The organism is Serratia sp. BNK-23 (genome assembly GCF_047456145.1).
Lineage (GTDB): Bacteria > Pseudomonadota > Gammaproteobacteria > Enterobacterales > Enterobacteriaceae > Serratia > Serratia nematodiphila.
In genome coordinates this window covers 199050-223940 of record NZ_CP179900.1, presented here as the reverse complement: position 1 = coordinate 223940, position 24891 = coordinate 199050, and the positions used below count along the sequence as shown (strand labels likewise).

The window sequence follows — 24891 nt, the reverse complement described above, 5'->3', positions numbered from 1 at the left end:
CGCTCTCCCCTTCTGGAGAGAGCACGGGACTTTGGTTTTAACCCTGCGGCTTATTTGCCACGGGCTTCGATTACGGCCTGAGCGACGTTGTTCGGTGCATCATCATACTTCAGGAATTCCATGGTGTATGATGCGCGACCTTTAGTCAGAGAACGCAGCTGAGTTGCGTAGCCGAACATTTCGGACAACGGTACTTCAGCGTGGATCTTAACGCCAGTCACTTCAGATTCCTGACCGCGCAGCATGCCGCGACGACGGCTCAAGTCACCGATAACGTCACCGGTGTTCTCTTCTGGAGTCTCAACTTCAACCTTCATGATAGGCTCAAGCAGAACTGGTTTCGCTTTCTTAAAGCCTTCTTTAAAGGCGATAGACGCGGCCAGTTTAAACGCCAGTTCAGAGGAGTCAACGTCGTGGTAAGAACCGAAGTGCAGACGAATACCCATGTCTACTACCGGGTAACCAGCCAACGGACCAGACTTCAGCTGCTCCTGGATGCCTTTATCAACGGCAGGGATGTATTCGCCAGGAATTACACCACCTTTGATGTCGTTGATGAACTCGTAACCTTTCGGGTTAGAGCCCGGCTCCAGTGGGTACATGTCGATCACAACGTGACCGTACTGACCGCGACCACCAGACTGCTTGGCGTGCTTACCTTCAACATCGGTAATCTTCGCGCGAATCGCTTCGCGGTAAGCTACCTGAGGTTTGCCCACGTTAGCTTCAACGTTGAATTCACGCTTCATGCGGTCAACGATGATGTCGAGGTGCAGTTCACCCATACCGGCGATGATGGTCTGGTTAGACTCTTCGTCAGTCCATACGCGGAATGACGGGTCTTCTTTAGCCAGACGGCCCAGAGCCAGACCCATTTTTTCTTGGTCAGCTTTGGTTTTTGGTTCAACGGCGATAGAGATTACCGGCTCAGGGAATTCCATACGCTCCAGGATGATTGGAGAGTCTGGATCACACAGGGTGTCCCCGGTGGTCACGTCTTTCAGACCGATCGCAGCGGCGATGTCGCCTGCGCGAACTTCTTTGATCTCTTCACGCTTGTTGGCGTGCATCTGAACGATACGGCCGAAACGCTCGCGCGCAGCCTTAACGGAGTTCAGCACGGTGTCGCCGGAGTTAACAACGCCGGAGTACACGCGGAAGAAGGTCAGGTTACCCACGAACGGGTCGGTAGCGATTTTGAACGCCAGCGCAGAGAACGGCTCGTCATCACTTGCGTGACGCTCAGCCGGAGTGTCTTTGCCATCGTCCAGGATACCGTTGATCGCAGGAACGTCAGTTGGTGCCGGCAGGTATTCGATTACCGCATCCAGCATCGCCTGTACGCCTTTGTTCTTGAACGCAGAACCACAGGTAACCAGGATGATTTCGTTGTTCAGCACGCGCTGACGCAGAGCGGATTTGATTTCTTCCTCGGTCAGCTCTTCGCCGCCCAGGTATTTTTCCATCAGCTCTTCGGAAGCTTCCGCAGCGGACTCGATCAGGTTCTGGCGCCATTCTTCAGCCAGATCCATCATGTCAGCCGGCACGTCTTCGTATTCGAAGGTTACGCCTGCGTCTTCTTCGTTCCAGTTGATCGCCTTCATCTTCACCAGGTCGATAACGCCGGTGAATTTGTCTTCTGCGCCGATAGCCAGCTGCAGAGGAACAGGGTTGGCGCCCAGACGAGTTTTGATCTGGCCTACAACTTTCAGGAAGTTAGCGCCCATACGGTCCATTTTGTTAACGAACGCGATACGTGGCACTTTGTATTTGTTAGCCTGACGCCATACGGTTTCAGACTGTGGCTGAACACCACCAACAGCACAGTAAACCATTACCGCGCCATCCAGCACACGCATGGAACGTTCTACTTCGATGGTGAAGTCAACGTGCCCTGGGGTGTCGATGATGTTTACGCGATGCGGTTCGAACTGCTTGGCCATACCAGACCAGAAGGCAGTAGTCGCTGCAGAAGTGATGGTAATACCACGCTCCTGCTCCTGTTCCATCCAGTCCATGGTGGCAGCGCCGTCATGAACTTCACCGATTTTGTGGTTTACACCGGTGTAGAACAGAATACGTTCGGTAGTGGTGGTTTTACCGGCGTCGATGTGAGCACTGATACCGATGTTACGGTAGCGTGCAATGGGTGTTGTACGAGCCATTTGATTCCTCTATTCCTAGGGCGTTCAAGTTCAGTTAACCCAAGCGGGCCGATTTGACGCGCCCGCTTGGTTAGCATGACTACAGCCGGATGATTACCAGCGGTAGTGGGCGAACGCCTTGTTGGCTTCGGCCATACGGTGAACGTCTTCACGCTTCTTAACAGCAGAACCTTTGTTCTCTGCTGCGTCAGACAGCTCGTTCGCCAGGCGCAGAGCCATGGATTTATCACCGCGTTTACGTGCAGCATCAACGATCCAACGCATTGCCAGAGCATTACGACGAACCGGGCGGACTTCAACTGGTACCTGATAAGTAGAACCGCCAACGCGACGCGACTTAACTTCTACAGTCGGGCGAACGTTGTCGAGAGCGACTTCGAAAGCTTCCAGGTGATCTTTACCAGAACGCTGAGCCAGGGTCTCCAGCGCGGTATAGACGATTGCTTCTGCAGTAGATTTTTTACCGTCTACCATCAGGATATTTACAAATTTGGCCAGCAGCTCAGATCCGAACTTAGGATCTGGCAGGATTTTACGTTGGCCGATTACGCGACGACGTGGCATGGAAATACTCCGTTGTTAATTCAGGATTGTCCAAAACTCTACGAGTTTATTTTGACATTAAAGTTAAAACGTTTGGCCTTACTTAACGGAGAACCATTAAGCCTTTGGCTTCTTCACGCCGTACTTGGAACGAGCTTGCTTACGGTCTTTAACACCGGAGCAGTCAAGTGCACCACGGACGGTGTGGTAACGCACACCTGGCAAGTCTTTTACACGACCGCCACGGATCAGGATTACGGAGTGTTCCTGCAGGTTGTGGCCTTCGCCACCGATGTAGGAAGTCACTTCGAAACCGTTGGTCAAACGCACACGGCAAACTTTACGCAGTGCGGAGTTTGGTTTTTTCGGGGTAGTGGTATATACGCGGGTGCATACGCCACGTTTCTGCGGGCAGGCTTCCAGCGCTGGAACGTTGCTTTTAGCAGCCTTCACAGAGCGTGGTTTGCGAACCAGCTGGTTAATTGTTGCCATTAAAAAAGCTCCTGGTTTTTGCTTCGTACTAGCTTCGTAAACATGTGATAAATCCCCTCGTATGCACTACTGGCAAAGTACGAGGACGCAGAATTTTATGGCTGACCAGTATGGGTGTCAAGAAATATACAACATCACTCTCATCACCAGGCCATTTGGCTGCGGTGTTGTTCGGTTAATTCAACGAAGTGATTATAGCCGACGACAGTGATTTTGTGCGAAAAATGACCAACCAATCCCCGGGCTTCCAGGTCGTCCTGCAGCGCATAAAGGGATATGGGGGCGGCGAGCAGCAATTCAAGATGAGCGCTGCCGGCAAGGCCTGCCAGCACGCCGTCCTGCAGCAGCAACAGCGCGTCGCCCTGCGCCGTCAGGCGCAGCAGCGCAGGCAGGTCACATTGGTTTGGCGAATGGCTCAGGGTATACAGCATCAGAGGATCCTAAAACGTCATCACGGCGTCGTAGCCGTCCAGTTCGCGGCGCAGCTCGTCCGGCGCCAGCACCTCGGCGTCCAGCACCCAATCGGTCACCTGGCTCAGTCCGCGTTCCTGCAGTGAAGCCTGGCACAGATAGCACCGCTCCACGTCATACAGCGGCAGCACGCCAAAGGTGGCAATGTAATTGCGCGCCAAAATCTTTTCCGGCTGTTGGCCCGGCAACAGCTGCAATACGCCATCGCCGACAAAAAACACCCCCACATCTTCACTGAGCGCCGACGTGGCGAGCAGCGCATCCAGCCCTTCCCTGCCGCTGGCGCCGCCGTGCGGCCCATGGGTGAAAACAAAAGCGACTCGTTTCATCCTATCCTCAGAACTGCACCAGACGGTCGCAACTTAGCGACGCTTCGGCCAGGGAACCCAACCCGCTCAGGGTAAAACCGGGCTGCAGGTTGGCGCTTGCCAGCCCCTGCTGCGCCGCCTCCTGCTCGTCGGTGACGCCGCGGCGCAACGCGGCGGCCACGCAGACGTTGAGCGCCACGCCGTGTTGCTGAGCCAGCTGCGCCCAACCGCGCACCAGGTCGAACTCATCGCTGGCGGGCGCGGTCAGCTGGTTGGCGTTCAACACCCCTTCACGGTAGAAAAAGACGCTGGAAAGCCGGTGTCCTTTCGCCAGCAGGGCCTGAGCGAACTGATAGGCGCTGCTGGCCTGCTGCGTGCCGTAAGCCGGACCGGTGACCAACAGACAATAATCGAGCATCAACGGTCGCTTCCCAACAGATCGCCGCTCTTGAACTGGCGGATGTACAAATACACGGTGTGTTTGGAGATATTCAGGCGATCCGCCACCTGATTGATCGCATCCTTGATGTCGAAGATGCCTTTCTCATAGAGGTTTAGCACTACCTGGCGGTTCTTGGCGTTATTGGATACCGAGCGATCGGCATTCACCTCTTCGATGGTGAACTCCAGCGTCTGCGCCACCAGATCGTCGACTGAAGACGCGAAATTCACCGACGACGGCACGTCCTGCGTGGCCGGCGGCATAAAGGTCTGCATGATCTGCGAGAACGGCACATCGAGGTTCATGTTGATGCACAGCAGGCCGATTACCCGCTGTTCGCGATTGCGAATGGCGATGGTCACCGACTTCATCAGCACGCCGCTCTTGGCGCGGGTGAAGTAGGCTTTCGACACGCTGCTGTCGTCGCCGGCCATGTCGTGCAGCATGCGCAGCGCCAGGTCGGTGATCGGCGAACCGATTTTACGCCCGGTATGTTCCCCGTTGGCGATGCGCACCGCCGAACTGTTCAGGTCTTCCAGCGCGTGCAATACGATCTCGCAGTGGCCGCCGATCAACATCGCCAGCCCATCGACCACCGCTTCATAGGATTTCAGGATTTCATGATCCGTTTGAGTAAACGGACGTTCATTCAGCAAATCAAGTTCGCTGGCTTCGCTGGATAAAAGCGAATTCGACATCGAAGATACCACCCTCATAGATCGCCTGTGCCAGGGGGCGCAGCTAAAACCGCTCGGACCGGATCGCTGCCGTCGTCGGCACGCCGCAGCGCGGCTGGCTGAGAGCAGCATAAACGGCACGATGACATCCGCGGGCGAGGCGGCCGGGAACAATTTTAGGTACACGCCCTAAGGGGCAGACGCATGACTGATAAGTCAGAATTATTAGTCTAGCAAAGCGGCCGGAGCAAAGTCCTTGCGTTTGCGCGTGGTATTGACGTTAAGCCCGATGCCCGGCAGGCGTCAAGCGTTCAATGGAGAGAGAAGCGGCGGCGGTCGAAATGAAAACCGCCGCGGAGGGCATCCGCGGCGGTGGCAAACAGAGCGACGAGATTATTTCGCTTTAGCGTCTGCTTTCGCGTCAGCCGATTTTTCGGCTTTAGCGTCGGCTTTCGGCGCCGCTTTCACGTCCAGCAGCTCAACGTCGAACACCAGCGTGGAGTTAGCCGGGATGCCCGGAACGCCGGTTTTGCCGTAGGCCAATGCCGGCGGGATCACCAGCTTGATTTTGCCGCCTTTCTTGATGTGCTTCAGGCCTTCGGTCCAGCCCGGGATCACGCCATCCAGACGGAACGACAGCGGCTCGCCGCGGGTGTAGGAGTTATCGAACTCAGTACCGTCGGTCAGGGTGCCTTTGTAGTTTACTACCACGGTGTCGCTGTCTTTCGGCGCTTCACCCGCGCCCGGTTTCTCTACCTGGTACAGCAGGCCGGATTCGGTTTTCTTCACGCCTTTTTCTTTCGCGAAGCTGTCGCGGTACTTGGCGCCTTTGGTTTCGTTGTCCTTGGCGTCCTGTTCCATCTTCGCCTGAGCGGAAGCCTTCACGCGCGCTTCGAAGCCCTGAAGGGTCTTCTCGATGTCGGCGTCGTTCAGCTTGCTCTTGTTGGCGAACGCGTCCTGAACGCCGGCGATCAGCTGATCTTTGTCCAGCTTGATGCCCAGCTTCTCTTGCTCTTTCAGAGAGTTGTCCATGTAACGGCCGAGAGAGGCGCCCAGTGCGTAAGCGGCTTGCTCGTCGTCGTTTTTGAACTTGCCGGTGCTCGGTGCTGCCGCCGCGTCCGCTGGTTTAGCGGCTTCTGCCGGTTTGGCGGCATCGGCTGCCATGACCTGGGTCGCATTCAGAGCAAAAGCCATGGTGGTTGCCAGAAGCGTGACTTTAAACAAAGATTTCATCCATTTCTCCAGTGTCTGAAGCAATGCCCCAAACAATCATTAGGTAAGATAACCGGGCTACTATAGCTGCCTGAAACAAAACAAAACAGTCGCACAGGTAACCAATCGAGTCAAAGTGTGACTCCCGCTTTGCCAAGAAGTTTCCCTCTGTGTGCTACTCGCATGATAAATCAGATTTTTCTTGCAGAATATTCGGCGAGGTTAGCAAAAAACGGCGTATCGGGCGTGCAACTTTTCAGCACTTTACACTGCCGATCGCAACGTTGCGCGCCACCTGGAGAAATAGCGCGAGCAAACCCGGCATCAGCTGTTACCATAGCGCCGAATCAGGATTTTATCGCGTCAGAGGTAGCCTCATGCACAACGCCGACATTCAACGCCTGCTACAGCGGCTTGAAGAACTGGAGAGCCGCCAGGCCTTCCAAGAGCTCACCATCGAAGAGCTCAACCAGACCGTCATCCAGCATCAAATGGAAATGCTGAAGATGCGCGAACACCTGCGCATGTTGACCGACAAGCTGCGCTCGACCCAAACCTCAATGATCGCCTCGCAATCGGAAGAAACCCCTCCGCCGCACTATTGAGGGCCCGCTGCTCGGTTATTTCAGGCGTGCCAGCCCGTCGACGGCACGCTCGAGATAGCGGCGCGGGCACCCCAGGTTGATGCGGATAAAACCGCTCCCCTGCGGGCCGAAACCGCTGCCCATCGACGGCGCCAGCTTCGCCACCGCCACCAGCGCCTGCTGTAAGTCAGCATCGTTCAAACCCAGTGCACGGCAATCCAGCCAGGCGAGATAAGTCCCTTCAGCCTGGGTCATCGTGCACCAGGGCGCGGCGGCCGCCAGCGCCTGCTCAAACCAGCGCCGATTCTCCGCCAGGTAGTCGAGCAGCTCATCAAGCCAGGCAGCGCCCCGTTGATAGGCCGCGGTCGCCGCCGTCATCGACAGCGCGTTGAATACATCCAGCCCGTGGGCGTTCAGCCGATCGACAAACGCCTGCCGCAGCCGGGCATTGGGGATCAGGAAATTCGAAATGCGCAGCGAAGAGAGTCCGAAGGTTTTGCTGGCGGACGTCGCCGCAATCACCCGCTCGCGATATTCCTCGTCCAGATGCAACACCGATGTAAACGTCTCGCCGGGCAGCAGCAGATCGGCCCAAATTTCATCGGAGATCACCGTGACATCGTGGGCGTGGCAGATCGCCATGAGCCGCTCCAGTTCCTCGCGGCACCAGCAACGGCCGGTCGGATTGTGCGGATTGCACAGCAACAACAGCGGCGGTTTGCGCTGCGCCAGGCAGGCGGCCAGCCGGTCGAAATCGATCCGGTATCCCTGCGGGGTTTCCAGCAGCGGATTTTCAATCACCTCTCTGCCGTTCATGGTGACTATCTTGGCGAACGAGCCATAGTACGGCCCCTGCACCACCACGCCGTCCCCCGGCTTGCTGAGCAGTTGGATCAGCATCGCCAACCCCGGCACCACCCCTTCAATCGACGTGAACCACTCGCGCCGCAGCGGCAAGTCGTGCCGCTTGGCAAACCAGTCGATCGCCGCCTGGTAGTAGGCGTCGTCGCGTTCGCTGTAGCCAAAGACGCCGTGGTCCACCCGCTGATGCAGCGCCTGTTGCACCTCCGGCGGGCATGGAAAGTCGAAATCGGACACCCACATCGGCAACAATTCGCTGCCGTCCAGTTGCAGATAGCGGTCGATGAAGTCCCACTTCACGGAGCCGGTATTGTGGCGATCGATGATGGCGTTGAAATGACTCGTCATGTCAGGCTTCCTTACGCTGCAAGTCGTTCTGAGGTTGGAGTTTGGCGATACCGAAGCCGGTGAAGCCATAAATCAGGGCGAACACCACTGCGACATAACATTGGATCGCCCACGGCAGCAGATCGAGCGTGCTCACTCCCAGCGTGGTCGCCATGTAAATACCGGCGGCCGTCCACGGGATCAGCGGCTCGATGACGGTGCCCGCATCTTCGACGGTGCGCGACAGGTTTTTGTTGTCCAGCCCCATGCGTCGATAGGCCCCTTTGAACAGCTCCGCCGGGATCAGCAGCGCCAGCTTGCCGTCGCTGGTCGCGCCGGTCACCAGGATGGTGGTGGCAACGGTAGCGGCGATCAGCTGGCCGGTGGTGTGCACCACTTTCAGCAGCCGGCTGATGATCACCGTCAGCGCGCCGGTCAGCGTCAAGGCGCCGGCGAAGGAAAAGGCGCAGAACACCAGCAGGATCGTACTCATCATCGAGAACATGCCGCCGCGGTTCAGCAGGCGCGGCACATCGGCGACGATCCCTTCAACGTTATGGCCCTGGCTGGCGAACATCGACAGATTGAAACCGTCCATCAACGCATTCAGCCCCTGTTGCAGGCTAAAACCCTGCAGCGCGACGCCGATGGCGATCGCCAGCGCGCAGGCGGCCAGCATGACGGGGATCACCGGCCGTTTGGTCACCGCGCCCCACAGCACCAGCACCGGCGGCAGGATCAACAGCAGATTGAAATGGTACAACCCCTCAAGCGCGCTGACGATTTCGGTCACTTTTTCCGGCGTTGCCACGCTGCCCACCGCGCCGGTGTGGCCGGCGATCAGGTACACCACGGCGGCCAGGATGAAACTCGGCAGCGTCGTGTACATCAGATGCTGGATATGGCTGTAGAGATCGGTATCCGCGACGATAGCCGCGAAGTTCGTCGAATCGGACAACGGGGAAATTTTGTCGCCGAAGTAGGCGCCGGACACCACCGCCCCGGCCGCGGCGGCCAGCGGCACGTCCAGACCGGCGGCCACGCCCATCAGCGCCACGCCCACGGTGCCGGCCGCCCCCCACGAGGTACCGGTGCACACCGAGATCACGCTGGTGATGAAGAACGCGGCGATCAGAATGTATTGCGGGCTAATCAGCTTCAGCCCCCAATACACCATGTAAGGGATTGTGCCACTGATCATCCAGGTGCCGATCAGCCCGCCCACGCAGATCAGGATCATGATCACCGGCATCGCCTTAGCCAGCTTGGCCACGATGGCCCCGATGATGTCATCCCAGCGGTAGCCTTGCCACCAGGCCAACGCGGCGGCGATGGCGGCGGACACCAGCAGCAGCGGTTCAATGCGCAGGCCAAACTGGCCATAGCCGATGATGAGCAGCAACAGCATGGCCACAATCGGCAGCGTCGCCAGCCCAAGGTTGAGCGTTTTCTTATTATCCATATACGGCTCCTGTTGAAGAGGGGGTACTGCAACAGCGTAATGGCTTCGGTAATCGGAGGATGTGAGCGCAGGCCACTGGCCATGTAATCGGTTTCATGAGATGGCGTTATGTGAGCCGCCTCTCATTCGCCGCGCTTGCTTTGCTCAGTCCTCTCACCATCGGCGACGGAGTCTCGCAGGATAAGTTCGGCCGAAAAGCGGTTGTTCTGCGGCGCGACGTCGCTGCCGCTGTGGATTTGTAGCGCCAGACGCGCGGCGCGGCGGGCCATTTTTTCGATGGGGTAATGCACGGTGGTCAACGCGGGGTGGAGATATTTCGCCAGGGCAATGTCGTCAAAACCGACGATTGACAGCGCTTCAGGCAACTGAACTTGCCGTTGGTGGCAGGTGCGCATCATGCCGGCGGCCATCACGTCGTTGAACGTCACTGCGGCGGTGAAGCGTTGGTCGCTGGCCAGAACGCGCTCGGCCGCCAGTTCGCCCCCTCTTTCATTGAAGGGCACGCTGATGATCCAGCTGCCGGGCACCTCAATGCCGCCGGCGGCCATGGCCTGGCGGTAACCCGCTAACCGCTGCGCGCGGTCGTCGATCGGCAGATCCGTCGTCACGCAGGCGATTCTCCGATGCCCCTGACGAATGAGCAGCTTGGTCGCCGTCTGCGCCGCATTGGCGTTGTCGAGCCAGATGCAACGGTTGGCGATGGCGGGCAGGTAACGGTTGATCAGCACCAGCGCGGGCGTGTGGGCGGCGTAGCGCAGCAGCTCCTCCTCCCCCATGCGCGTGACGTGCGCCACGATGGCTTCGCATCCCTGATTGATGAGAAAGTCGAGGCCGCTTTTTTCCAGTTCGGCCTGATGCCCGCCGCTGCACAACATCAAACGCACGCCGGCCTGTCGCGTGATGTCTTCCACGCCCCGCGCCAGGCGTGAAAAAAACGGATCGTCGAGGTTGCCGGTCAGCAACCCCAGCATATTGCCGCTTCTTTTCGCCAGCGCCAGCGCGGCGGCGTTGCGGTGGTAGTTAAACTCGCGCATCGCCTTCTCGACGCGTTCGCGGGTCACCGGTTCAACGTAGGCGGTATTATTGATCACCCGGCTGACGGTGGCCGTGGAAACGCCGGCGCGCCGCGCAACGTCTTTCATGGTGGCCATGGCATGTCCTGTTGTGCCGTTCGGCGCCCGGTGCGCCGCGCATAAAAAAGGGCAGCCGATGGCCGCCCTCTTGTCTCGTGATCGCGTTCTGCTTAGTGGCAGCCGCAACCGCCGTTACCGCAACCGCCTTTACCGTGGTCGTGACCATGGTCGTGATCGTGGCTGTGGCCGTGACCGCCGCAGCAGCCTTCACCGTGTTCGTGGTGATGGTCGTGCTCGCCGTGTACGTGACCGTGCGCCAGTTCTTCTGCGGTCGCTTCGCGGATCGCGACAACTTCCACGTTGAAGTTCAGGTTTTGGCCGGCCAGCATGTGGTTGCCGTCAACCACCACGTGGTCGCCGTCAACTTCGGTGATTTCAACCGGTACCGGGCCCTGATCGGTGTCAGCCAGGAAACGCATGCCGACCTGCAGTTCGTCAACGCCCATGAAGACGTCTTTCGGTACGCGCTGCACCAGGTTTTCGTCGTAGTTGCCGTACGCGTCGTTCGCGCCGACGTGAACGTCAAAACGATCGCCAACGTCGTGGCCTTCGAGCGCTTTTTCCAGACCTGCGATCAGAGAACCATGCCCGTGCAGATAGTCCAGCGGTGCGCTCACCGGAGACTCATCAACCAAAACACCGTCTTCTGTACGTACTTGGTAAGCCAGGCTGACTACCAAGTCTTTTGCTACTTTCATGATATCTCCTACCGTTGGCTACTAGGACGCGCACCGTTATCGGGATGCGCGCCTTTTCCGGACAGATTGTAACGGAAATCTGCCTCGCTGTACCCTCCGGGATAAAAAAACGCTACTTCGGCTGAAAAATGCCGATCACCTGCTCTTGCGGGCGAACGTGTTTTTCCACCTGTTGCTCGGTCTGGCGCTGGTGATGGCCGCACTTGACGCACTCCACCACTTCCACCTGATCCTCCCGCCACACCGCCAGCGTATCCATGGCGCTACAGCTTGGGCACACCGCCCCGGCGATAAATCTCTTACGTGTTGCAGACATCGTTATGCTCCCGCTTATTCGTATTCATCCCAGCCGTCAAACTGGCGACTTTCTTTTTGCATTTCGCGATGGAACAGCTCTTCCAGCTCGCGCCGCGCCTCTTTCACGCGGGAAATTTGCGCCACGTCGCCCTGATGCGGCGGCATCAGTTCACGCAGCATGCGCATATCCAGGCGGCGGAAATGCTGCTGGGCGCGGAAGGCCTGATGGGGGTGCATGCCCAACTCCATCAACGCCTTGCGCCCCAGTTCCAGCGCGCTGGAGAAGGTTTCGCGGCTGAACTGTTTCACGCCCGCCTGCAGCAACTCATGCGCCTCCACGCGGCCGCGTGCCCGCGCCAGAATACTCAGATTCGGGAAGTGCTGCTGGCACAGCCGCACGATCTCCATGGTGTCTTCCGGCTCATTGCAGGTGATCACGATCGACTTGGCCTTTTCGGCGCCCGCCGCGCGCAACAGCTCCAACTCGGTGGCGTCGCCGTAATAAACCTGATATCCGTAACGCCGCAGCACCCCGACGGCGCTGACGTCGCGTTCCAGTACGGTAATGCGCATTTTGTTGGCCATCAACAGGCGGCCGATCACCTGGCCGAAACGCCCGAAGCCAACGATGATCACCTGAGGATCGTCGTCCTCTACGTACGGCGTCTCCTCGTCTTCGCCTTTGGCGTTATAGCGGCGCGCCAAAATGCGGTCGATGGCCTGCATGAGTAACGGTGTGGTCATCATCGACAGCGTCACTACCACCAACAGCAAAGAGAGTTGATCCGGCTGCAGCACCTTTTGCGCGCCCGCCGCGGAAAACAGCACGAAGGCAAACTCACCGCCCTGGCTGAGCACGCCGGCAAACTGCAGGCGCACCGAACTACGCAGGCCGAACAGGCGCGACACGCCGTAGAGCACGCCGGATTTCACCGCCACCAGCGCCAGTACGCCGATCAACACCTCGGCCAGATGGGTGTAGAGCACGCCGATATTCAACACCATGCCTACCGAGATAAAGAACAGCCCCAGCAGCAGCCCTTTAAACGGCTCGATGGAGATCTCCAGTTCGTGGCGGTATTCGCTCTCCGCCAGCAGCACGCCGGCAATGAAGGTACCGAGCGCCATCGACAGGCCAAGCGTCTCCATAAACAGCGCCGAGCCGAGCACCAGCAACAGCGCCGCGGCAGTGAAGATCTCGCGCACGCCGGAAGCGGCGATATAGCGGAACAGCGGCCGCAGCAGGAAGCGGCCGCCGATCAGCATGCCGCCGAACGCCGCCACCTTGAGCGCGATCTTCGCCCAGTCGTCGCTGGTGCCGCCGGCGCCGGCCAGAATGGGGATCAACGCCAGCGCCGGGATCACCGCCATATCCTGGAACAGCAGCACCGAGAAACCCAGCTGCCCGCCTTCGTTGCGATTCATGCCCTTTTCGCGCATCAGCTGCAGCGCCATGGCGGTGGAAGACATCGCCAGGCCGATACCGCCTATCACCGCCGCCTGCCAGGCGAAGTGCGTCAGATACAACAATGCGCCCAGCACCGCCGCGGTGATCAGCACCTGGCCGGCGCCGGCGCCGAAGATCGAGCGCCGCAGCTCCCACAGCTTGCTGGGATTCAGCTCCAGGCCGATGATGAACATCAGGAACACCACGCCCAGTTCGGAGAAGTGCAGGATCTCGTCAACGTCGCGAATGAAGCCCAATCCCCACGGGCCGATGGCGATACCGGCGATCAGATAGCCCAGCACCGCGCCAATCCCCAGACGACGGGCGATCGGCACCGTCACCACCGCGGCAAACAGGAACAGCAAAATGGCGGTCAGTAAGGTCGATCCTTCCATGATCATCGTCCTCCGTGCGGCAGCGGGTGGCTCAGCCAGTCCCCGTAGGCGTCCGCATGGCTGCGCAGCACCTCCGGCTTTTGCCGCCGCGCCCAATACACCACGAACGGCGTCAACCAGTGCATATGGCACATCCCGGCGGTCAGCTCGAACGGCCGCAGGATATCTTCCATCGGATAGTGGTTATAACCGCCGGTACGGTAGGCGCCTTCCGGCTCGCCGGTGGTGATCACCGAGCGCCAGTACTTGCCCGCCAGCGCATTGCCGCCCACGCCGCTGGCGAAGCCGCGCGCCAGCACGCGATCCAGCCACTCCTTCAGCAGCGCCGGGCAGCTGTAGGTATAGAGAGGATGCTGAAACACGATGACCTGATGCTCACGCAGCAGCTGTTGTTCGTGATGGATATCGATAAAAAAATCAGGGTAGTGCGCGTAGAGATCGTGCACGGTGACATGTTCCAACTGCTGCGCCGGTCGAAGCAAAACCCGGTTCGCCACCGAGTCATGGGATTCCGGATGGGCATACAGCAGCAAGACCTTGGGCGGCTGCGACATCATTCCCCTCCAAAGCGTCGTCAGGGTAGCGGTTTTCCGTTACCATGCATCGCAAAGACAAAAACAGCGCGCGGTGCGCGTTCTGTTACCTTAATGATAATTTAACATACTCTGAACATACGGCGCTTTATGATTGTATTCTCCTCGCTACAAATCCGACGCGGCATTCGCGTCCTGCTGGACAACGCCACGGCGACGGTTAATCCCGGTCAGAAGGTCGGCCTGGTGGGCAAAAACGGCTGTGGCAAATCCACGCTGTTGTCGCTGCTGAAGGGCGAGATCGCGGCGGACGGCGGCAGCTTCACCTTCCCCGGCAACTGGGCGCTGGCCTGGGTCAACCAGGAGACGCCGGCGCTGGACGTGCCGGCGATCGAGTATGTTATCGACGGCGACCGCGAGTTTCGCCAGCTTGAAGCCGAGTTGCAGGCGGCCAACGATCGCAACGACGGCCACGCCATCGCCACCCTGCACGGCAAGCTGGACGCCATCGACGCCTGGACCATCCGTTCCCGCGCCGCCAGCCTGCTGCACGGCCTCGGCTTCTCCAACGAACAGCTGCAAAGCCCGGTGCGCGACTTTTCCGGCGGCTGGCGCATGCGCCTCAACCTGGCGCAGGCGCTGGTGTGCCGTTCCGATCTGCTGCTGCTCGACGAACCGACCAACCACCTGGATCTCGATGCGGTGATCTGGCTGGAGCGCTGGCTGAAAAGCTATCCCGGCACGCTGGTGCTGATCTCGCACGACCGCGACTTCCTCGATCCGATCGTCGACAAGATCCTGCATATCGAACAGCAGACGATGAACGAGTACACCGGCAACTACTCGTCGTTCGAACGCCAGCGCGCTACCAAGCTGGCGCAGCAGCAGTCGCTGTATCAGCACCAGCAAGAGAAAGTGGCGCACCTGCAAAGCTATATCGACCGTTTCCGCGCGCAGGCCACCAAGGCCAAACAGGCGCAGAGCCGCATCAAGATGCTGGAGCGCATGGAGCTGATAGCCCCGGCGCACGTCGACAACCCGTTCACCTTCAGCTTCCGCCCGCCGGAAAGCCTGCCGAACCCGCTGCTGCGCATGGAAAAAGTCAGCGCCGGGTATGGCGATAAAGTGATCCTGAAGTCAATCAAGCTGAACCTGGTGCCCGGCTCGCGCATTGGCCTGCTCGGCCGCAACGGCGCCGGGAAATCGACGCTGATCAAACTGCTGGCCGGCACCCTGGAGCCGCTGAGCGGCGAGATCGGCCTGGCGAAAGGCATCAAGCTGGGTTACTTCGCCCAGCATCAGCTGGAATTTTTGCGCGCCGACGAATCGCCGCTGCAGCACCTGAGCCGCATCGCCCCAAGGGTGCTGGAGCAGCAGCTGCGCGACTATCTGGGCGGTTTCGGCTTCCAGGGCGACAAGGTCAGCGAAATGACCGAGCGTTTCTCCGGCGGCGAGAAGGCGCGGCTGGTGCTGGCGCTGATCGTCTGGCAGCGCCCGAACCTGCTGCTGCTCGATGAACCGACCAACCACCTGGATCTCGACATGCGTCAGGCGCTGACCGAGGCGCTGATCGATTTCGAAGGCGCGTTGGTGGTGGTATCGCACGACCGTCACCTGCTGCGCTCCACCACCGACGATCTGTACCTGGTGCACGATGGCCAGGTCGAGCCTTTCGAGGGCGATCTCGACGATTATCAGCAGTGGCTTGTCGACCTGCAGCGCCAGGAAAGCCAGCAGGACGCGCCGGAAAAAGAGAGCGGCGGCAACAGCGCGCAGGCGCGCAAGGATCAAAAACGCCGCGAGGCGGAGTTCCGTACGCAAACCCAACCGCTGCGCAAGCAGATCGCCAAGCTGGAACAGCAGATGGAAAAACTGGGCGCCGAACTGACGGCGGTGGAGGAACAGCTGGCGGATCCCGCGCTGTACGACATCAGCCGCAAGGCCGAGTTGACCGACTGCCTGCAAAAGCAAAGCCAAGCCAAATCCGCGCTGGAAGAGACGGAAATGACCTGGCTGGATGCGCAGGAACAGCTGGAGCAGTTAACGCAGGCGTTCGAAGCCTAAGCCTCAGGCCTTGTAAAAAGGTTTATCCCCCAGAATGGTCGCGCGGTGCATGATGCGCCGCTGCGGCAGATAATCCGCGTTGGCGTAGTGCTGCGTCACGCGGTTATCCCAGATCGCCACGTCATTTTCCTGCCAGCGCCAGCGCACCTGAAACTCCGGCTTAGTGATGTGAGCGAACAGGAAATTCAGTAAAGCATCGCTCTCCTTCGGCTCCACATCCACGATCCGCGTGGTGAACCCTTCATTGACGAACAGCGCCTGTCGGCCGCTGACCGGGTGAGTGCGCACCACCGGATGCAGCAGCGGCGGATTTTTCTGCACCGCCAGTTGCCAACGCTGGTGTTCTTCTTCGCTACCGCGATGTTTGTGCTCCGGGAACGACTTGGTGAAGTCATGCTCTGCGCGCAACCCCGCGAGCAGCGTTCTGAACGGCGCCGACAGCGCTTCGTAGGCCGCGATGCCGCTGGCCCACAGCGTATCGCCGCCGGTGGCAGGCAAGGTCTTGGCCGCCAGGATCGCGCCCAGCGGCGGGTTCTCGATAAAGGTCACGTCGGTGTGCCAGTTGTCGTTGTCCGGCGGATTGTCGTCGTGAGTATCGAGCACGATGATCTCTTCCACGTCGGTGGCATGCGGATAGACCGGATGGATATGCAGATCGCCGAAGCGTCCGGCCAGATCGCGCTGCTGCAACGGCGTGATCGGCTGGTTGCGGAAGAACAGCACCTGATGCTTGAGCAACGCATGATAAAGCTGTTCAAACTGGCCGTCGCCCAACGGCCGGGCCAATTCGACGTTTTCCACCAGCGCCCCGATGTAAGGCCCCAGCGGGGTGATATTCAGACGTTCGTTCATTGCTGTACTCCATGCCACGGGGTCAATCGGCGCTGCAGGGCGCGCAGCCCCAGCTCCAACCCAAATGCAATCACCGCAATCACGCCGATGCCGGCCAACACCACGTCGGTCGCCAAAAACTCACCGGCGGATTGCACCATAAATCCCAGGCCGCGCGTGGCGGCGATCAGTTCGGCGGCCACCAGCGTCGACCAGCCGACGCCCAGCCCGATGCGAATGCCGGTCAGGATCTCCGGCAGCGCGCTCGGCAGCACCACGAAACGCAGCACCTGCCAACGCGTGGCGCCCAACGCGCGGGCGGCGCGCACCCGCACCTGCGCCACGCTGCGCACGCCGGCCACGGCGGAGAGCGTCACCGGCGCGAAAATCGCCAGATAAATCAGCAAGATCTTCGAGGTTTCGCCGATGCCGAACCAAATCACCATCAGCGGCAAATACGCCAACGGCGGCACCGGACGATAGATCTCAATCAGCGGATCGAGGATGCCGCGCACCGTGTCGTTCAACCCCATGGCGATGCCCACCGGAATGCCGACGATCACCGCCGCCAGCAGCGCCACCAAAATGCGCCCCAGGCTGGCCGCCAGATGCTGCCATAGCGTGGCGTCCATAAAGCCTTGCGGGCTGGCGATGGTGATCAACTGGTGCAGCACCTGCTGCGGCGCCGGCAAAAATAGCGGGCTGATCAGCTGCAGCGCCGTCACGCCCCACCAGACGAACAACACCGTCAACAGCGTGGCGCCGCTCAACCAAACGTTGCGCGGCACGCTGAAACGGCGCGTCGCTTTGCCCTGCGGCTGGGCTGCGGCCTTCATAGTGGAATGCAGGCTCATAGCAAGGCCTCGCGCTGTTGGAAAACTTTGCCCAGCACGTATTCGCGCTGCGCGATAAATTCAGGATCGGACTTGATGGCGCGGCAGGCTTCGCCGTCGGCATAGCGCTGGCCGAAGTTCAGCGACAGCCGCTCCACCACCTGCCCCGGCCCCGGCGACAGCAGTAACAGTTCACTGGCGAGGAACACCGCCTCTTCGATATCGTGGGTGATCAGCAGCACCTGTTTGCCGGTATCTCGCCAGATGGTCAACAACAACTCCTGCATCTGCTCGCGCGTGAACGCGTCCAGCGCGCCGAACGGCTCATCCAGCAACAGCAGACGCGGATCGGCGGCCAGGGCGCGGGCAATGCCGACGCGTTGGCGCATGCCGCCGGAAAGCTGCCAGATGAAATGCCGCTCGTAACCGGCCAGCCCCACGCGCTGCAGCATCTGCTCCGCCACCTGGCGGCGCTGCGCCTTGCCGACGCCGGCCAGTTGCAGGCCGAACTCAACGTTGTCCACCACGTTACGCCACGGCAGTAAGCCCTCATGCTGGAACACCACGCCCCGTTCGGCGCCCGGGCCGTGAACGGGCGTTCCATCCAGCGTGATGCTGCCAGCTGAAGGCTCGATAAACCCGGCGATCAAATTCAGCAGCGTGGTCTTGCCGCAGCCCGATGGGCCGAGCACCACCACCAGTTGCCCGGCGGCGATCTGGAACGACACGTCACGCAGCGCGGGCCGCCCCTGATACTCTGCTGAAAGATGATTGACGTTTAGCATCCTGCTTCCTTACGACTGCGGCGCAGCCTGCACCTGTTTCACAAAACGGTCGGTGACGTAAGCGCTGTAGTCGCTGTCGACCTGCGGGATCTTGCCCTGCTGCTTGAGGAATTCGGCGGTATCGCGGATTGCCTTGTCCACCGGCTGGCCGAGTTGGGCTACCTGATCGGCCACCGGCAGATATCGGTTCCCCTTCACCAGTTCCGGCACCTGCGCTTCCGGCACGCCGCTCAGGCGCGCCAGCGTGCTGAGATGGCTCGGATCTTTCAGCCACTGTTCCGGTGCCGCCAGGTAGGCCTTTTGCGCCTGCAGGGCGCTGGCGGCAAAGGCGGTTACTACGTCGGGATGTTTCTCTGCGAAGTCTTTGCGCACCACCCACACGTCCAGCGTCGGCGAGCCCCATTCGCCCACCTGCGCGGAGTCGGTCAGCACCTTGCCCTGTTTGGCCAGTTCGTTGACCACCGGCGCCCAGACGTAAGCGCCGTCGATGTCGCCGCGCTGCCAGGCGGCGGCGATGGCCGGCGGCTGCAGATTGAGGATCTTCACCTGTTCAGGCTTGATGCCCCAATGTTTGAGCGAAGCCAGCAGGCTGTAATGGGTGGTGGAAATAAACGGCACCGCAATGCGCTTGCCGATCAGATCCTGCGGGCTTTTGATGTCATTCTTCACCACCAGCGCTTCGGAACTGCCGAGCTGCGAGGCAATGAGGAACACTTCGATGGGGAGTTTCTGGCTGGCGGCCACCGCCAGTGGGCTGGAGCCGATATTGCCGATCTGCACATCGCCGGAGGCCAGCGCGCGCAGCACGCTGGAGCCGCTGTCGAACTTACGCCAGTCGACGGTCGCGCCGGACTGTTTGGCGAAGCTGTTTTCCGCCTGCGCCACCTTGGCCGGCTCCGCCGACGTCTGGTACGCCACGGTCACGTCCACCGCGTAGGCGCTGGCCGCGCTGAGCGACAACGCCAGCAGCGCCGCGTTGCGTAAAGAAAAGAGTTTGCCCGCCATGTTCCGCTCCGTTGATAAAAATCTGTTCAGTTGCTGACAGTTTTATCTGAGCGATGACGGGCGATAAAAGAATAAAAAAGTCTTCTTTATTACCTTAGGTAATATTAAAACGAATCACAGCGCGATCGTCCCGCGCAAGAACACGTGAGCGTAGCCGCCCAGCAGCGTGCGGTCCCCTTGCAGTTCGCAGAACAGCTCGCCGCCGCGCGCCGAAATCTGCCGGGCGTGCAACCGATGGCGGCCGAGACGCGCCGCCCAGTAAGGCATCAGCGTGCAGTGCGCGGAGCCGGTGACCGGATCTTCACCGCCGTCGAGCGTGAAATAGCGCGAAACGAAGTCCACGGTGTCACCCGGCGCGGTGACGATCACCGCGCGGCCGGCCAATGCGATCAGCGCCGGGATGTCCGGCCGCAGCGCGCGCACCTGCGCCTCATTTTCCACCACCACCAGCAGCGCTTTCGCCTGCCACACTTCCTGTGGCTGCACGCCCAGCAGCGCCGCGAGGCCCGCCGGTTCGGCGACTTTCTGCGGCGGCCTGGCGGGGAAATCAAGCACCAGCCGCTCCCCGTCCCGCTCATCGCGCTTGACGAACAGCTCGCCGCCGGCCGATCTGAAGCGAATATCCTTCAGCGCCGGGTTAACCGCGCTGAACATCACATGCGCCGCCGCCAGCGTGCCGTGGCCGCAAAGATCGACCTCACGCTCCGGGGTAAACCAGCGGATGGCGGTCATGTCGCCGTCATCCCAGACAAAGCTGGTCTCCGGCAGGCCGATCTCGTTGGCGATCGCCTGCAGCCGCTCCGTCGGCAGTGGCTGCGTCAGCAGGCAGACCCCGGCCGGGTTGCCGCGCAGCCCCTCACCAGTAAAGGCGACCACGTGATAATAGTTTTCCGCCATCGTTCCGCTCCTTAATGCCAAATCAGTAATACACAGGCTGCAGTCAGCAGCCCCATGGAAACGTTGAAGATAATCCAGGCTTTTTTGCTGCGCAGCAGGCGGCCGATCACCGTGCCGAACGCCAGCCAGATAACGCCGGCGACGATGTTTACCGCCAAAATGCCCAGCGCGATCGCCGCAATGGAACCGTTGTACTTATCGCCCGCCAGACTGAAGCTCGCCACCGCCCCCAGCGCCATCAGCCAGGCTTTCGGGTTGAGGAACTGCAGCAGCCAGCCCTGATACAGCCGCACCGGCTGCGGTGGCGCCACGTCGGTTTCCAGCTTTTCATAGGCGGCGGTGGCGACTTTCCACGCCAGCCACAGCAGGTACAGGCTGCCGAGGATTTTCAGGATCAGGTGCAGCGACGGGTAGACCAGGATCAGGCTGCCGACGCCGAACGCCACCAGCAGCAAGATGCTTTGCATGCCGAGCATGATGCCGACCATCAGCCACAGCGATCGCATAAAGCCGAAGTTAGCGCCGGAGGTGGTCAGCAGCAGATTATTGGGGCCAGGCGTGATGGCGGCGACCCACAGGAAGCCCAGCATCGAAAGGAATAAACTCGGTTCCATGGCACGGGTGCTCCTCACCCAAGGCGCTTTTTTGCAGTATCATTGATAATTCTTGGTATTGAAGCTAACAGTGCGCTAGAGATCTCACAATAGCCGCCCACAACATTTTACTCAGCCTATGCCTAACACCTTTCGCCCTCTGACAGGGGCCAGTAACCCGCACCTGCAAACGCTGTTGCCGCGGCTGGTGCGCCGCCGCGTGTTATTGAAACCGCATTGGCAACGGCTGGAATTGCCCGACGGCGATTTCGTCGATCTCGCCTGGAGCGAGGATCCGGCGCAGGCGCGCGACAAACCGCGTGCAGTGCTGTTTCATGGCCTGGAAGGCAGCTTCTACAGCCCCTACGCGCACGGCCTGCTCAACGCCTGGCGCGAGCGCGGCTGGCTCGGGGTGGTGATGCACTTTCGCGGCTGCAGCGGCGTGCCCAACCGCAAGCAGCGCATCTACCACTCCGGTGAAACCGAAGACGCGCGTTTCTTCCTGCGCTGGCTGCGCGACAGCTACGGTGAGGTGCCAACCGCGGCGGTAGGCGTTTCGCTCGGCGGCAACATGCTGGCCTGTTATCTGGCGCAGCAAGGCGCCGACAGCCTGCTGCAGGCGGCGGTGGTGGTCTCGGCGCCGCTGATGCTGGAACCCTGCGCCTACCGCATGGAGCAAGGCTTCTCCCGCGTTTATCAGCGCTACCTGCTGGGGCAGCTGAAACAAAACGCCACCCGCAAGCTGTTGCACTACCCGGACACTCTGCCGCTCAAACTGTCACAGCTGAACGGGTTGCGACGCATTCGCGAATTCGACGACGCCATCACCTCGCGCATTCACGGCTTCAGCGACGCCACCGACTATTATCGCCGCTGCAGCGCCCTGCCGCTGTTGCCGTCTATCCAGACGCCGCTGCTGATCATCCATGCGAAGGACGACCCTTTCATGACCCCTGAGGTGATCCCCGACGTCGCCGGCCTGCCGCGCAATATCGAATATCAGCTGACTGAGTTCGGCGGCCACGTCGGCTTCGTCGGCGGCACGCTGAAAAAACCACACATGTGGCTGGAGAATCGCATTCCGGCCTGGCTTTCCCCTTATCTGGACATTCCGACGTGATTATTCCCTGGCAAGAACTGGCAACCGACACCCTGAACAGCCTGATCGAATCCTTTGTGCTGCGCGAAGGCACCGATTACGGCGAACACGAACGCTCGCTGGAGCAGAAGGTGGAGGACGTGCGCCGCCAGCTGAAAAACGGCGAAGTGGTGCTGGTGTGGTCGGAACTGCATGAGAGCGTCAACATCATGCCGCGCGGCCAATTCCGCGCCGGGCAGGAAGAAATTTAGTGGCGCCCGGTTCTATGACTGACGGAAAAAATCAGGTAACAATGGGACATTGCAAACCAGCACGCGCCATTTTTTCCTGACATAGAGAGCGTCAACAAGAGCCACAATAATCCCCTGACGCCGGCGCATTCAACACGGAGTGACAACCATCATGTCTGCCAAACATCCCGTTATCGCGGTGACCGGTTCCAGCGGCGCCGGCACCACCACCACCAGCGTGGCGTTCCGTAAAATCTTCCAGCAGCTCAATATCCGCGCCGCCGAACTGGAGGGCGACAGCTTCCACCGCTATACCCGGCCGGAAATGGACGCGGCGATCCGCAAGGCGCGCGATCTGGGCAGACACATCAGCTATTTCGGCCCCGAGGCCAACGACTTCGGCCTGCTGCAGCAGAGCTTTATCGACTACGGCAAAAACGGCACCGGCCGTTCGCGCAAGTACCTGCACACCTACGACGAAGCGGTGCCCTACAATCAGGTACCGGGCACCTTCACCCCGTGGGAGCCGCTGCTGGCGCCGACCGACGTGCTGTTCTACGAGGGGCTGCACGGCGGCGTGGTTACTGAGCACCATGACGTGGCCAAACACGTCGATCTGCTGGTCGGCGTGGTGCCGATCGTCAACCTGGAGTGGATCCAGAAGCTGATCCGCGATACCGGCGAACGCGGCCACTCCCGCGAAGCGGTGATGGATTCGGTGGTGCGCTCGATGGAAGACTACATCAACTACATTACGCCGCAGTTCTCGCGCACCCACATCAACTTCCAGCGCGTGCCGACGGTGGACACCTCCAACCCGTTCGCCGCCAAGGCCATTCCCTCACTGGATGAAAGCTTCGTGGTGATCCACTTCCGCGGCCTGGACCAGATCGACTTCCCCTACTTGCTGGCGATGCTGCAGGGATCGTTTATCTCGCACATCAATACGTTAGTGGTGCCGGGCGGCAAAATGGGGCTGGCGATGGAGCTGATTATGGCGCCGCTGGTGCAACGGTTGCTGGAAGGCAAGAAGATCGAATAAATGCGTTGAGCGCGGCGCCGGCCGCGCTCCGCCTCGATTACGCCGGTTGGCGGATCTCGAAGCTGTGGGTTACCGTGGCGGCCTTGTTGAGCATCAGCGCCACCGAGCAGTATTTCTCCGCCGACAGGTTCACCGCACGTTCGACGATCTTGTCGGTCAGATCCTGGCCGGTCACGATGAAGTGCAGGTTGATATGGGTGAACAACCGCGGGGCTTCTTCGCGGCGCTCGGAGGTCAGCTTCACCTCGCAGTCGCGCACGTCGTTGCGCCCCTTTTGCAAGATGGATACCACGTCGATCGCGCTGCAGCCGCCCACCGACATCAGCACCATCTCCATCGGGCTGGGCGCTTTATCACCGGCGTTGCCGTCCATCAGCACCTGGTGGCCGGAGGCCGATTCACCCAAAAACGTTAACCCTTCCACCCACTTAACTCTTGCCTGCATTCTGGTCACTCCGGTTGATTTCTTAAAATCAGAGTACGCTTTCGCATAGAAACAGGCAACGTAACCTGATGCTAATCATGCTGAAGCGAGACAACACGAGACACCCGCCTTACTCTGTGCTACAAACAGAGCCGCAATAAATCTTTCCGGGACACTGCATTTCAGGGAAACGCCCAGAGAAAGGCTCCTTTACCGGTATGTTAACAGAATGTAGCTTGCAGCGCTTACGGCAAGTTAATATGCTAGAGCGACAGCGTATTTTTATGACACGCCTCAAAACTTGCCGGTAGCCCTCGCTCATGACTGCGGCTACAGGCGGGTTTTACAGGGAACTCTGACCCCTGTGACACAAGGCAGCGATAACAACAGAGGATAACAGCGAATGGTTCTCGGCAAACCGCAAACAGACCCTACTCTCGAATGGTTCCTGTCTCATTGCCATATCCACAAATATCCATCGAAGAGTACGCTGATTCACCAAGGTGAAAAGGCCGAAACGCTTTACTACATCGTGAAAGGCTCCGTCGCGGTGCTGATCAAGGATGAAGAAGGTAAAGAGATGATCCTGTCCTACCTCAACCAGGGGGATTTCATCGGCGAGCTCGGATTGTTCGAAGAAGGCCAGGAGCGCAGCGCCTGGGTTCGCGCGAAAACCGCCTGTGAAGTGGCCGAAATTTCCTACAAGAAATTCCGCCAGCTGATCCAGGTGAATCCGGACATTCTGATGCGTCTGTCCGCCCAAATGGCGAGCCGCCTGCAGGTCACCTCCGAAAAAGTGGGCAACCTCGCCTTCCTGGACGTGACCGGCCGCATCGCGCAAACCCTGCTGAATCTGGCGAAGCAACCTGACGCCATGACTCACCCGGACGGCATGCAGATCAAGATCACCCGTCAGGAGATCGGCCAGATCGTCGGCTGCTCGCGTGAAACCGTTGGCCGTATTCTGAAAATGCTGGAAGATCAAAACCTGATTTCCGCCCACGGCAAAACCATTGTCGTCTACGGCACCCGTTAATCCCC

Annotated in this window: 28 protein-coding genes; 6 read left to right on the top strand and 22 right to left on the bottom strand. The window is 59.9% G+C overall.

Annotated features, from left to right (window positions below):
* Positions 1–50: 50 nt before the first annotated feature.
* From fusA to fkpA, 8 genes are all read right to left on the bottom strand, one after another.
* The gene (fusA, locus tag ACMGF9_RS01000; protein ID WP_004930429.1) at positions 51–2165 is read right to left on the bottom strand and encodes an elongation factor G; all 2115 of its coding nucleotides are present in this window, start codon (positions 2163–2165) and stop codon (positions 51–53) included.
* A 93-nt stretch (positions 2166–2258) separates the two neighbouring features.
* Positions 2259–2729, bottom strand: coding sequence for a 30S ribosomal protein S7 (gene rpsG / locus ACMGF9_RS00995; RefSeq protein WP_004956203.1), 471 nt, complete (start codon positions 2727–2729; stop codon positions 2259–2261).
* 96 nt (positions 2730–2825) lie between these two features.
* Positions 2826–3200 carry a 30S ribosomal protein S12 gene (gene rpsL / locus ACMGF9_RS00990; RefSeq protein WP_004930426.1) on the bottom strand — a complete coding sequence of 125 codons (375 nt, stop codon included), beginning with the start codon at positions 3198–3200 and terminating at the stop codon, positions 2826–2828.
* 143 nt (positions 3201–3343) lie between these two features.
* Positions 3344–3631: a sulfurtransferase complex subunit TusB gene (tusB, locus tag ACMGF9_RS00985; protein ID WP_004930424.1), complete on the bottom strand. Its 288-nt coding sequence runs from the start codon at positions 3629–3631 to the stop codon at positions 3344–3346.
* Positions 3632–3640: 9 nt separating this feature from the next.
* Positions 3641–4000, bottom strand: a complete 360-nt coding sequence (gene tusC / locus ACMGF9_RS00980) for a sulfurtransferase complex subunit TusC (protein WP_044029960.1) — start codon at positions 3998–4000, stop codon at positions 3641–3643.
* A 7-nt stretch (positions 4001–4007) separates the two neighbouring features.
* Positions 4008–4397 carry a sulfurtransferase complex subunit TusD gene (gene tusD, locus ACMGF9_RS00975; RefSeq protein WP_015379269.1) on the bottom strand — a complete coding sequence of 130 codons (390 nt, stop codon included), beginning with the start codon at positions 4395–4397 and terminating at the stop codon, positions 4008–4010.
* The gene (locus tag ACMGF9_RS00970; RefSeq protein WP_004930418.1) at positions 4397–5119 is read right to left on the bottom strand and encodes a transcriptional regulator; all 723 of its coding nucleotides are present in this window, start codon (positions 5117–5119) and stop codon (positions 4397–4399) included. The genes tusD and ACMGF9_RS00970 overlap by 1 nt, the downstream gene beginning before the upstream one ends.
* Before the next feature lie 372 nt (positions 5120–5491).
* On the bottom strand, positions 5492–6331 hold the full coding sequence (gene fkpA / locus ACMGF9_RS00965; RefSeq protein WP_015379270.1) for an FKBP-type peptidyl-prolyl cis-trans isomerase: 840 nt from the start codon (positions 6329–6331) through the stop codon (positions 5492–5494).
* A gap of 356 nt (positions 6332–6687) precedes the next feature.
* On the opposite strand from fkpA, the gene ACMGF9_RS00960 reads away from it, so the two are divergent.
* Positions 6688–6915 carry a SlyX family protein gene (locus ACMGF9_RS00960; RefSeq protein ID WP_004930414.1) on the top strand — a complete coding sequence of 76 codons (228 nt, stop codon included), beginning with the start codon at positions 6688–6690 and terminating at the stop codon, positions 6913–6915.
* A 15-nt stretch (positions 6916–6930) separates the two neighbouring features.
* On the opposite strand, the gene ACMGF9_RS00955 is transcribed toward ACMGF9_RS00960, so the two are convergent.
* From ACMGF9_RS00955 to kefG, 7 genes are all read right to left on the bottom strand, one after another.
* Positions 6931–8103 carry a MalY/PatB family protein gene (locus ACMGF9_RS00955; protein ID WP_413713805.1) on the bottom strand — a complete coding sequence of 391 codons (1173 nt, stop codon included), beginning with the start codon at positions 8101–8103 and terminating at the stop codon, positions 6931–6933.
* 1 nt (position 8104) lies between these two features.
* Positions 8105–9544 (bottom strand): Na+/H+ antiporter NhaC, encoded by a 1440-nt coding sequence (gene nhaC, locus ACMGF9_RS00950; RefSeq protein ID WP_044029964.1) that lies wholly within the window; start codon positions 9542–9544, stop codon positions 8105–8107.
* A 122-nt stretch (positions 9545–9666) separates the two neighbouring features.
* Positions 9667–10695 (bottom strand): LacI family DNA-binding transcriptional regulator, encoded by a 1029-nt coding sequence (locus tag ACMGF9_RS00945; RefSeq protein ID WP_015379273.1) that lies wholly within the window; start codon positions 10693–10695, stop codon positions 9667–9669.
* 92 nt (positions 10696–10787) lie between these two features.
* The gene (slyD, locus tag ACMGF9_RS00940) at positions 10788–11375 is read right to left on the bottom strand and encodes a peptidylprolyl isomerase (RefSeq protein ID WP_004930407.1); all 588 of its coding nucleotides are present in this window, start codon (positions 11373–11375) and stop codon (positions 10788–10790) included.
* Between the two features lie 112 nt (positions 11376–11487).
* A complete protein-coding gene (locus ACMGF9_RS00935) occupies positions 11488–11691 on the bottom strand; it encodes a YheV family putative zinc ribbon protein (RefSeq protein WP_015379274.1) in 204 nt (67 codons plus the stop codon).
* A gap of 14 nt (positions 11692–11705) precedes the next feature.
* On the bottom strand, positions 11706–13514 hold the full coding sequence (gene kefB, locus ACMGF9_RS00930; RefSeq protein ID WP_015379275.1) for a glutathione-regulated potassium-efflux system protein KefB: 1809 nt from the start codon (positions 13512–13514) through the stop codon (positions 11706–11708).
* A 2-nt stretch (positions 13515–13516) separates the two neighbouring features.
* On the bottom strand, positions 13517–14068 hold the full coding sequence (gene kefG / locus ACMGF9_RS00925) for a glutathione-regulated potassium-efflux system ancillary protein KefG (RefSeq protein WP_004930395.1): 552 nt from the start codon (positions 14066–14068) through the stop codon (positions 13517–13519).
* 129 nt (positions 14069–14197) lie between these two features.
* Between kefG and ACMGF9_RS00920 the strand changes: the two genes are divergently transcribed.
* On the top strand, positions 14198–16111 hold the full coding sequence (locus ACMGF9_RS00920; RefSeq protein WP_414160487.1) for an ABC transporter ATP-binding protein: 1914 nt from the start codon (positions 14198–14200) through the stop codon (positions 16109–16111).
* Positions 16112–16114: 3 nt separating this feature from the next.
* On the opposite strand, the gene tauD is transcribed toward ACMGF9_RS00920, so the two are convergent.
* The 6 genes from tauD to ACMGF9_RS00890 form a co-directional block, all read right to left on the bottom strand.
* The gene (gene tauD, locus ACMGF9_RS00915; protein WP_015379277.1) at positions 16115–16963 is read right to left on the bottom strand and encodes a taurine dioxygenase; all 849 of its coding nucleotides are present in this window, start codon (positions 16961–16963) and stop codon (positions 16115–16117) included.
* Positions 16960–17796, bottom strand: coding sequence for a taurine ABC transporter permease TauC (gene tauC / locus ACMGF9_RS00910; RefSeq protein ID WP_414160485.1), 837 nt, complete (start codon positions 17794–17796; stop codon positions 16960–16962). The genes tauD and tauC overlap by 4 nt, the downstream gene beginning before the upstream one ends.
* Positions 17793–18560 (bottom strand): taurine ABC transporter ATP-binding subunit, encoded by a 768-nt coding sequence (gene tauB, locus ACMGF9_RS00905; RefSeq protein WP_015379279.1) that lies wholly within the window; start codon positions 18558–18560, stop codon positions 17793–17795. The genes tauC and tauB overlap by 4 nt, the downstream gene beginning before the upstream one ends.
* A 9-nt stretch (positions 18561–18569) precedes the next feature.
* Positions 18570–19565, bottom strand: coding sequence for a taurine ABC transporter substrate-binding protein (tauA, locus tag ACMGF9_RS00900; protein ID WP_004930383.1), 996 nt, complete (start codon positions 19563–19565; stop codon positions 18570–18572).
* Positions 19566–19679: 114 nt separating this feature from the next.
* Positions 19680–20462, bottom strand: coding sequence for a PhzF family phenazine biosynthesis protein (locus ACMGF9_RS00895; protein WP_411749360.1), 783 nt, complete (start codon positions 20460–20462; stop codon positions 19680–19682).
* An 11-nt stretch (positions 20463–20473) separates the two neighbouring features.
* Positions 20474–21076 (bottom strand): LysE family translocator, encoded by a 603-nt coding sequence (locus ACMGF9_RS00890; protein ID WP_171404490.1) that lies wholly within the window; start codon positions 21074–21076, stop codon positions 20474–20476.
* Between the two features lie 118 nt (positions 21077–21194).
* Here ACMGF9_RS00890 and ACMGF9_RS00885 point away from each other — a divergent pair, with 118 nt between their 5' ends.
* The 3 genes from ACMGF9_RS00885 to ACMGF9_RS00875 all read left to right on the top strand — a co-directional run bounded on the left by ACMGF9_RS00885 (position 21195) and on the right by ACMGF9_RS00875 (position 23426).
* Positions 21195–22175, top strand: coding sequence for a hydrolase (locus ACMGF9_RS00885; protein WP_414160484.1), 981 nt, complete (start codon positions 21195–21197; stop codon positions 22173–22175).
* Complete coding sequence (locus ACMGF9_RS00880) at positions 22172–22405, top strand: YheU family protein (protein ID WP_004930376.1); 234 nt, start codon at positions 22172–22174, stop codon at positions 22403–22405. The genes ACMGF9_RS00885 and ACMGF9_RS00880 overlap by 4 nt, the downstream gene beginning before the upstream one ends.
* A 151-nt stretch (positions 22406–22556) precedes the next feature.
* The gene (locus tag ACMGF9_RS00875) at positions 22557–23426 is read left to right on the top strand and encodes a phosphoribulokinase (protein WP_414160483.1); all 870 of its coding nucleotides are present in this window, start codon (positions 22557–22559) and stop codon (positions 23424–23426) included.
* Between the two features lie 37 nt (positions 23427–23463).
* Here the strand turns inward: ACMGF9_RS00875 and ACMGF9_RS00870 are convergent, their stop codons facing one another.
* Positions 23464–23871: an OsmC family protein gene (locus tag ACMGF9_RS00870; RefSeq protein WP_004930372.1), complete on the bottom strand. Its 408-nt coding sequence runs from the start codon at positions 23869–23871 to the stop codon at positions 23464–23466.
* Positions 23872–24253: 382 nt separating this feature from the next.
* On the opposite strand from ACMGF9_RS00870, the gene crp reads away from it, so the two are divergent.
* Complete coding sequence (crp, locus tag ACMGF9_RS00865; protein WP_004090925.1) at positions 24254–24886, top strand: cAMP-activated global transcriptional regulator CRP; 633 nt, start codon at positions 24254–24256, stop codon at positions 24884–24886.
* Positions 24887–24891: the final 5 nt, after the last annotated feature.

Bases quoted from the DNA above. Each gene is read 5' to 3' on its own strand.
- fusA (WP_004930429.1), bottom strand. From the start codon at position 2,165: ATGGCTCGTACAACACCCATTGCACGCTACCGTAACATCGGTATCAGT.
- rpsG (WP_004956203.1), bottom strand. From the start codon at position 2,729: ATGCCACGTCGTCGCGTAATCGGCCAACGTAAAATCCTGCCAGATCCT.
- rpsL (WP_004930426.1), bottom strand. From the start codon at position 3,200: ATGGCAACAATTAACCAGCTGGTTCGCAAACCACGCTCTGTGAAGGCT.
- tusB (WP_004930424.1), bottom strand. From the start codon at position 3,631: ATGCTGTATACCCTGAGCCATTCGCCAAACCAATGTGACCTGCCTGCG.
- tusC (WP_044029960.1), bottom strand. From the start codon at position 4,000: ATGAAACGAGTCGCTTTTGTTTTCACCCATGGGCCGCACGGCGGCGCC.
- tusD (WP_015379269.1), bottom strand. From the start codon at position 4,397: ATGCTCGATTATTGTCTGTTGGTCACCGGTCCGGCTTACGGCACGCAG.
- ACMGF9_RS00970 (WP_004930418.1), bottom strand. From the start codon at position 5,119: ATGTCGAATTCGCTTTTATCCAGCGAAGCCAGCGAACTTGATTTGCTG.
- fkpA (WP_015379270.1), bottom strand. From the start codon at position 6,331: ATGAAATCTTTGTTTAAAGTCACGCTTCTGGCAACCACCATGGCTTTT.
- ACMGF9_RS00960 (WP_004930414.1), top strand. From the start codon at position 6,688: ATGCACAACGCCGACATTCAACGCCTGCTACAGCGGCTTGAAGAACTG.
- ACMGF9_RS00955 (WP_413713805.1), bottom strand. From the start codon at position 8,103: ATGACGAGTCATTTCAACGCCATCATCGATCGCCACAATACCGGCTCC.
- nhaC (WP_044029964.1), bottom strand. From the start codon at position 9,544: ATGGATAATAAGAAAACGCTCAACCTTGGGCTGGCGACGCTGCCGATT.
- ACMGF9_RS00945 (WP_015379273.1), bottom strand. From the start codon at position 10,695: ATGGCCACCATGAAAGACGTTGCGCGGCGCGCCGGCGTTTCCACGGCC.
- slyD (WP_004930407.1), bottom strand. From the start codon at position 11,375: ATGAAAGTAGCAAAAGACTTGGTAGTCAGCCTGGCTTACCAAGTACGT.
- ACMGF9_RS00935 (WP_015379274.1), bottom strand. From the start codon at position 11,691: ATGTCTGCAACACGTAAGAGATTTATCGCCGGGGCGGTGTGCCCAAGC.
- kefB (WP_015379275.1), bottom strand. From the start codon at position 13,514: ATGGAAGGATCGACCTTACTGACCGCCATTTTGCTGTTCCTGTTTGCC.
- kefG (WP_004930395.1), bottom strand. From the start codon at position 14,068: ATGTCGCAGCCGCCCAAGGTCTTGCTGCTGTATGCCCATCCGGAATCC.
- ACMGF9_RS00920 (WP_414160487.1), top strand. From the start codon at position 14,198: ATGATTGTATTCTCCTCGCTACAAATCCGACGCGGCATTCGCGTCCTG.
- tauD (WP_015379277.1), bottom strand. From the start codon at position 16,963: ATGAACGAACGTCTGAATATCACCCCGCTGGGGCCTTACATCGGGGCG.
- tauC (WP_414160485.1), bottom strand. From the start codon at position 17,796: ATGAGCCTGCATTCCACTATGAAGGCCGCAGCCCAGCCGCAGGGCAAA.
- tauB (WP_015379279.1), bottom strand. From the start codon at position 18,560: ATGCTAAACGTCAATCATCTTTCAGCAGAGTATCAGGGGCGGCCCGCG.
- tauA (WP_004930383.1), bottom strand. From the start codon at position 19,565: ATGGCGGGCAAACTCTTTTCTTTACGCAACGCGGCGCTGCTGGCGTTG.
- ACMGF9_RS00895 (WP_411749360.1), bottom strand. From the start codon at position 20,462: ATGGCGGAAAACTATTATCACGTGGTCGCCTTTACTGGTGAGGGGCTG.
- ACMGF9_RS00890 (WP_171404490.1), bottom strand. From the start codon at position 21,076: ATGGAACCGAGTTTATTCCTTTCGATGCTGGGCTTCCTGTGGGTCGCC.
- ACMGF9_RS00885 (WP_414160484.1), top strand. From the start codon at position 21,195: ATGCCTAACACCTTTCGCCCTCTGACAGGGGCCAGTAACCCGCACCTG.
- ACMGF9_RS00875 (WP_414160483.1), top strand. From the start codon at position 22,557: ATGTCTGCCAAACATCCCGTTATCGCGGTGACCGGTTCCAGCGGCGCC.
- ACMGF9_RS00870 (WP_004930372.1), bottom strand. From the start codon at position 23,871: ATGCAGGCAAGAGTTAAGTGGGTGGAAGGGTTAACGTTTTTGGGTGAA.
- crp (WP_004090925.1), top strand. From the start codon at position 24,254: ATGGTTCTCGGCAAACCGCAAACAGACCCTACTCTCGAATGGTTCCTG.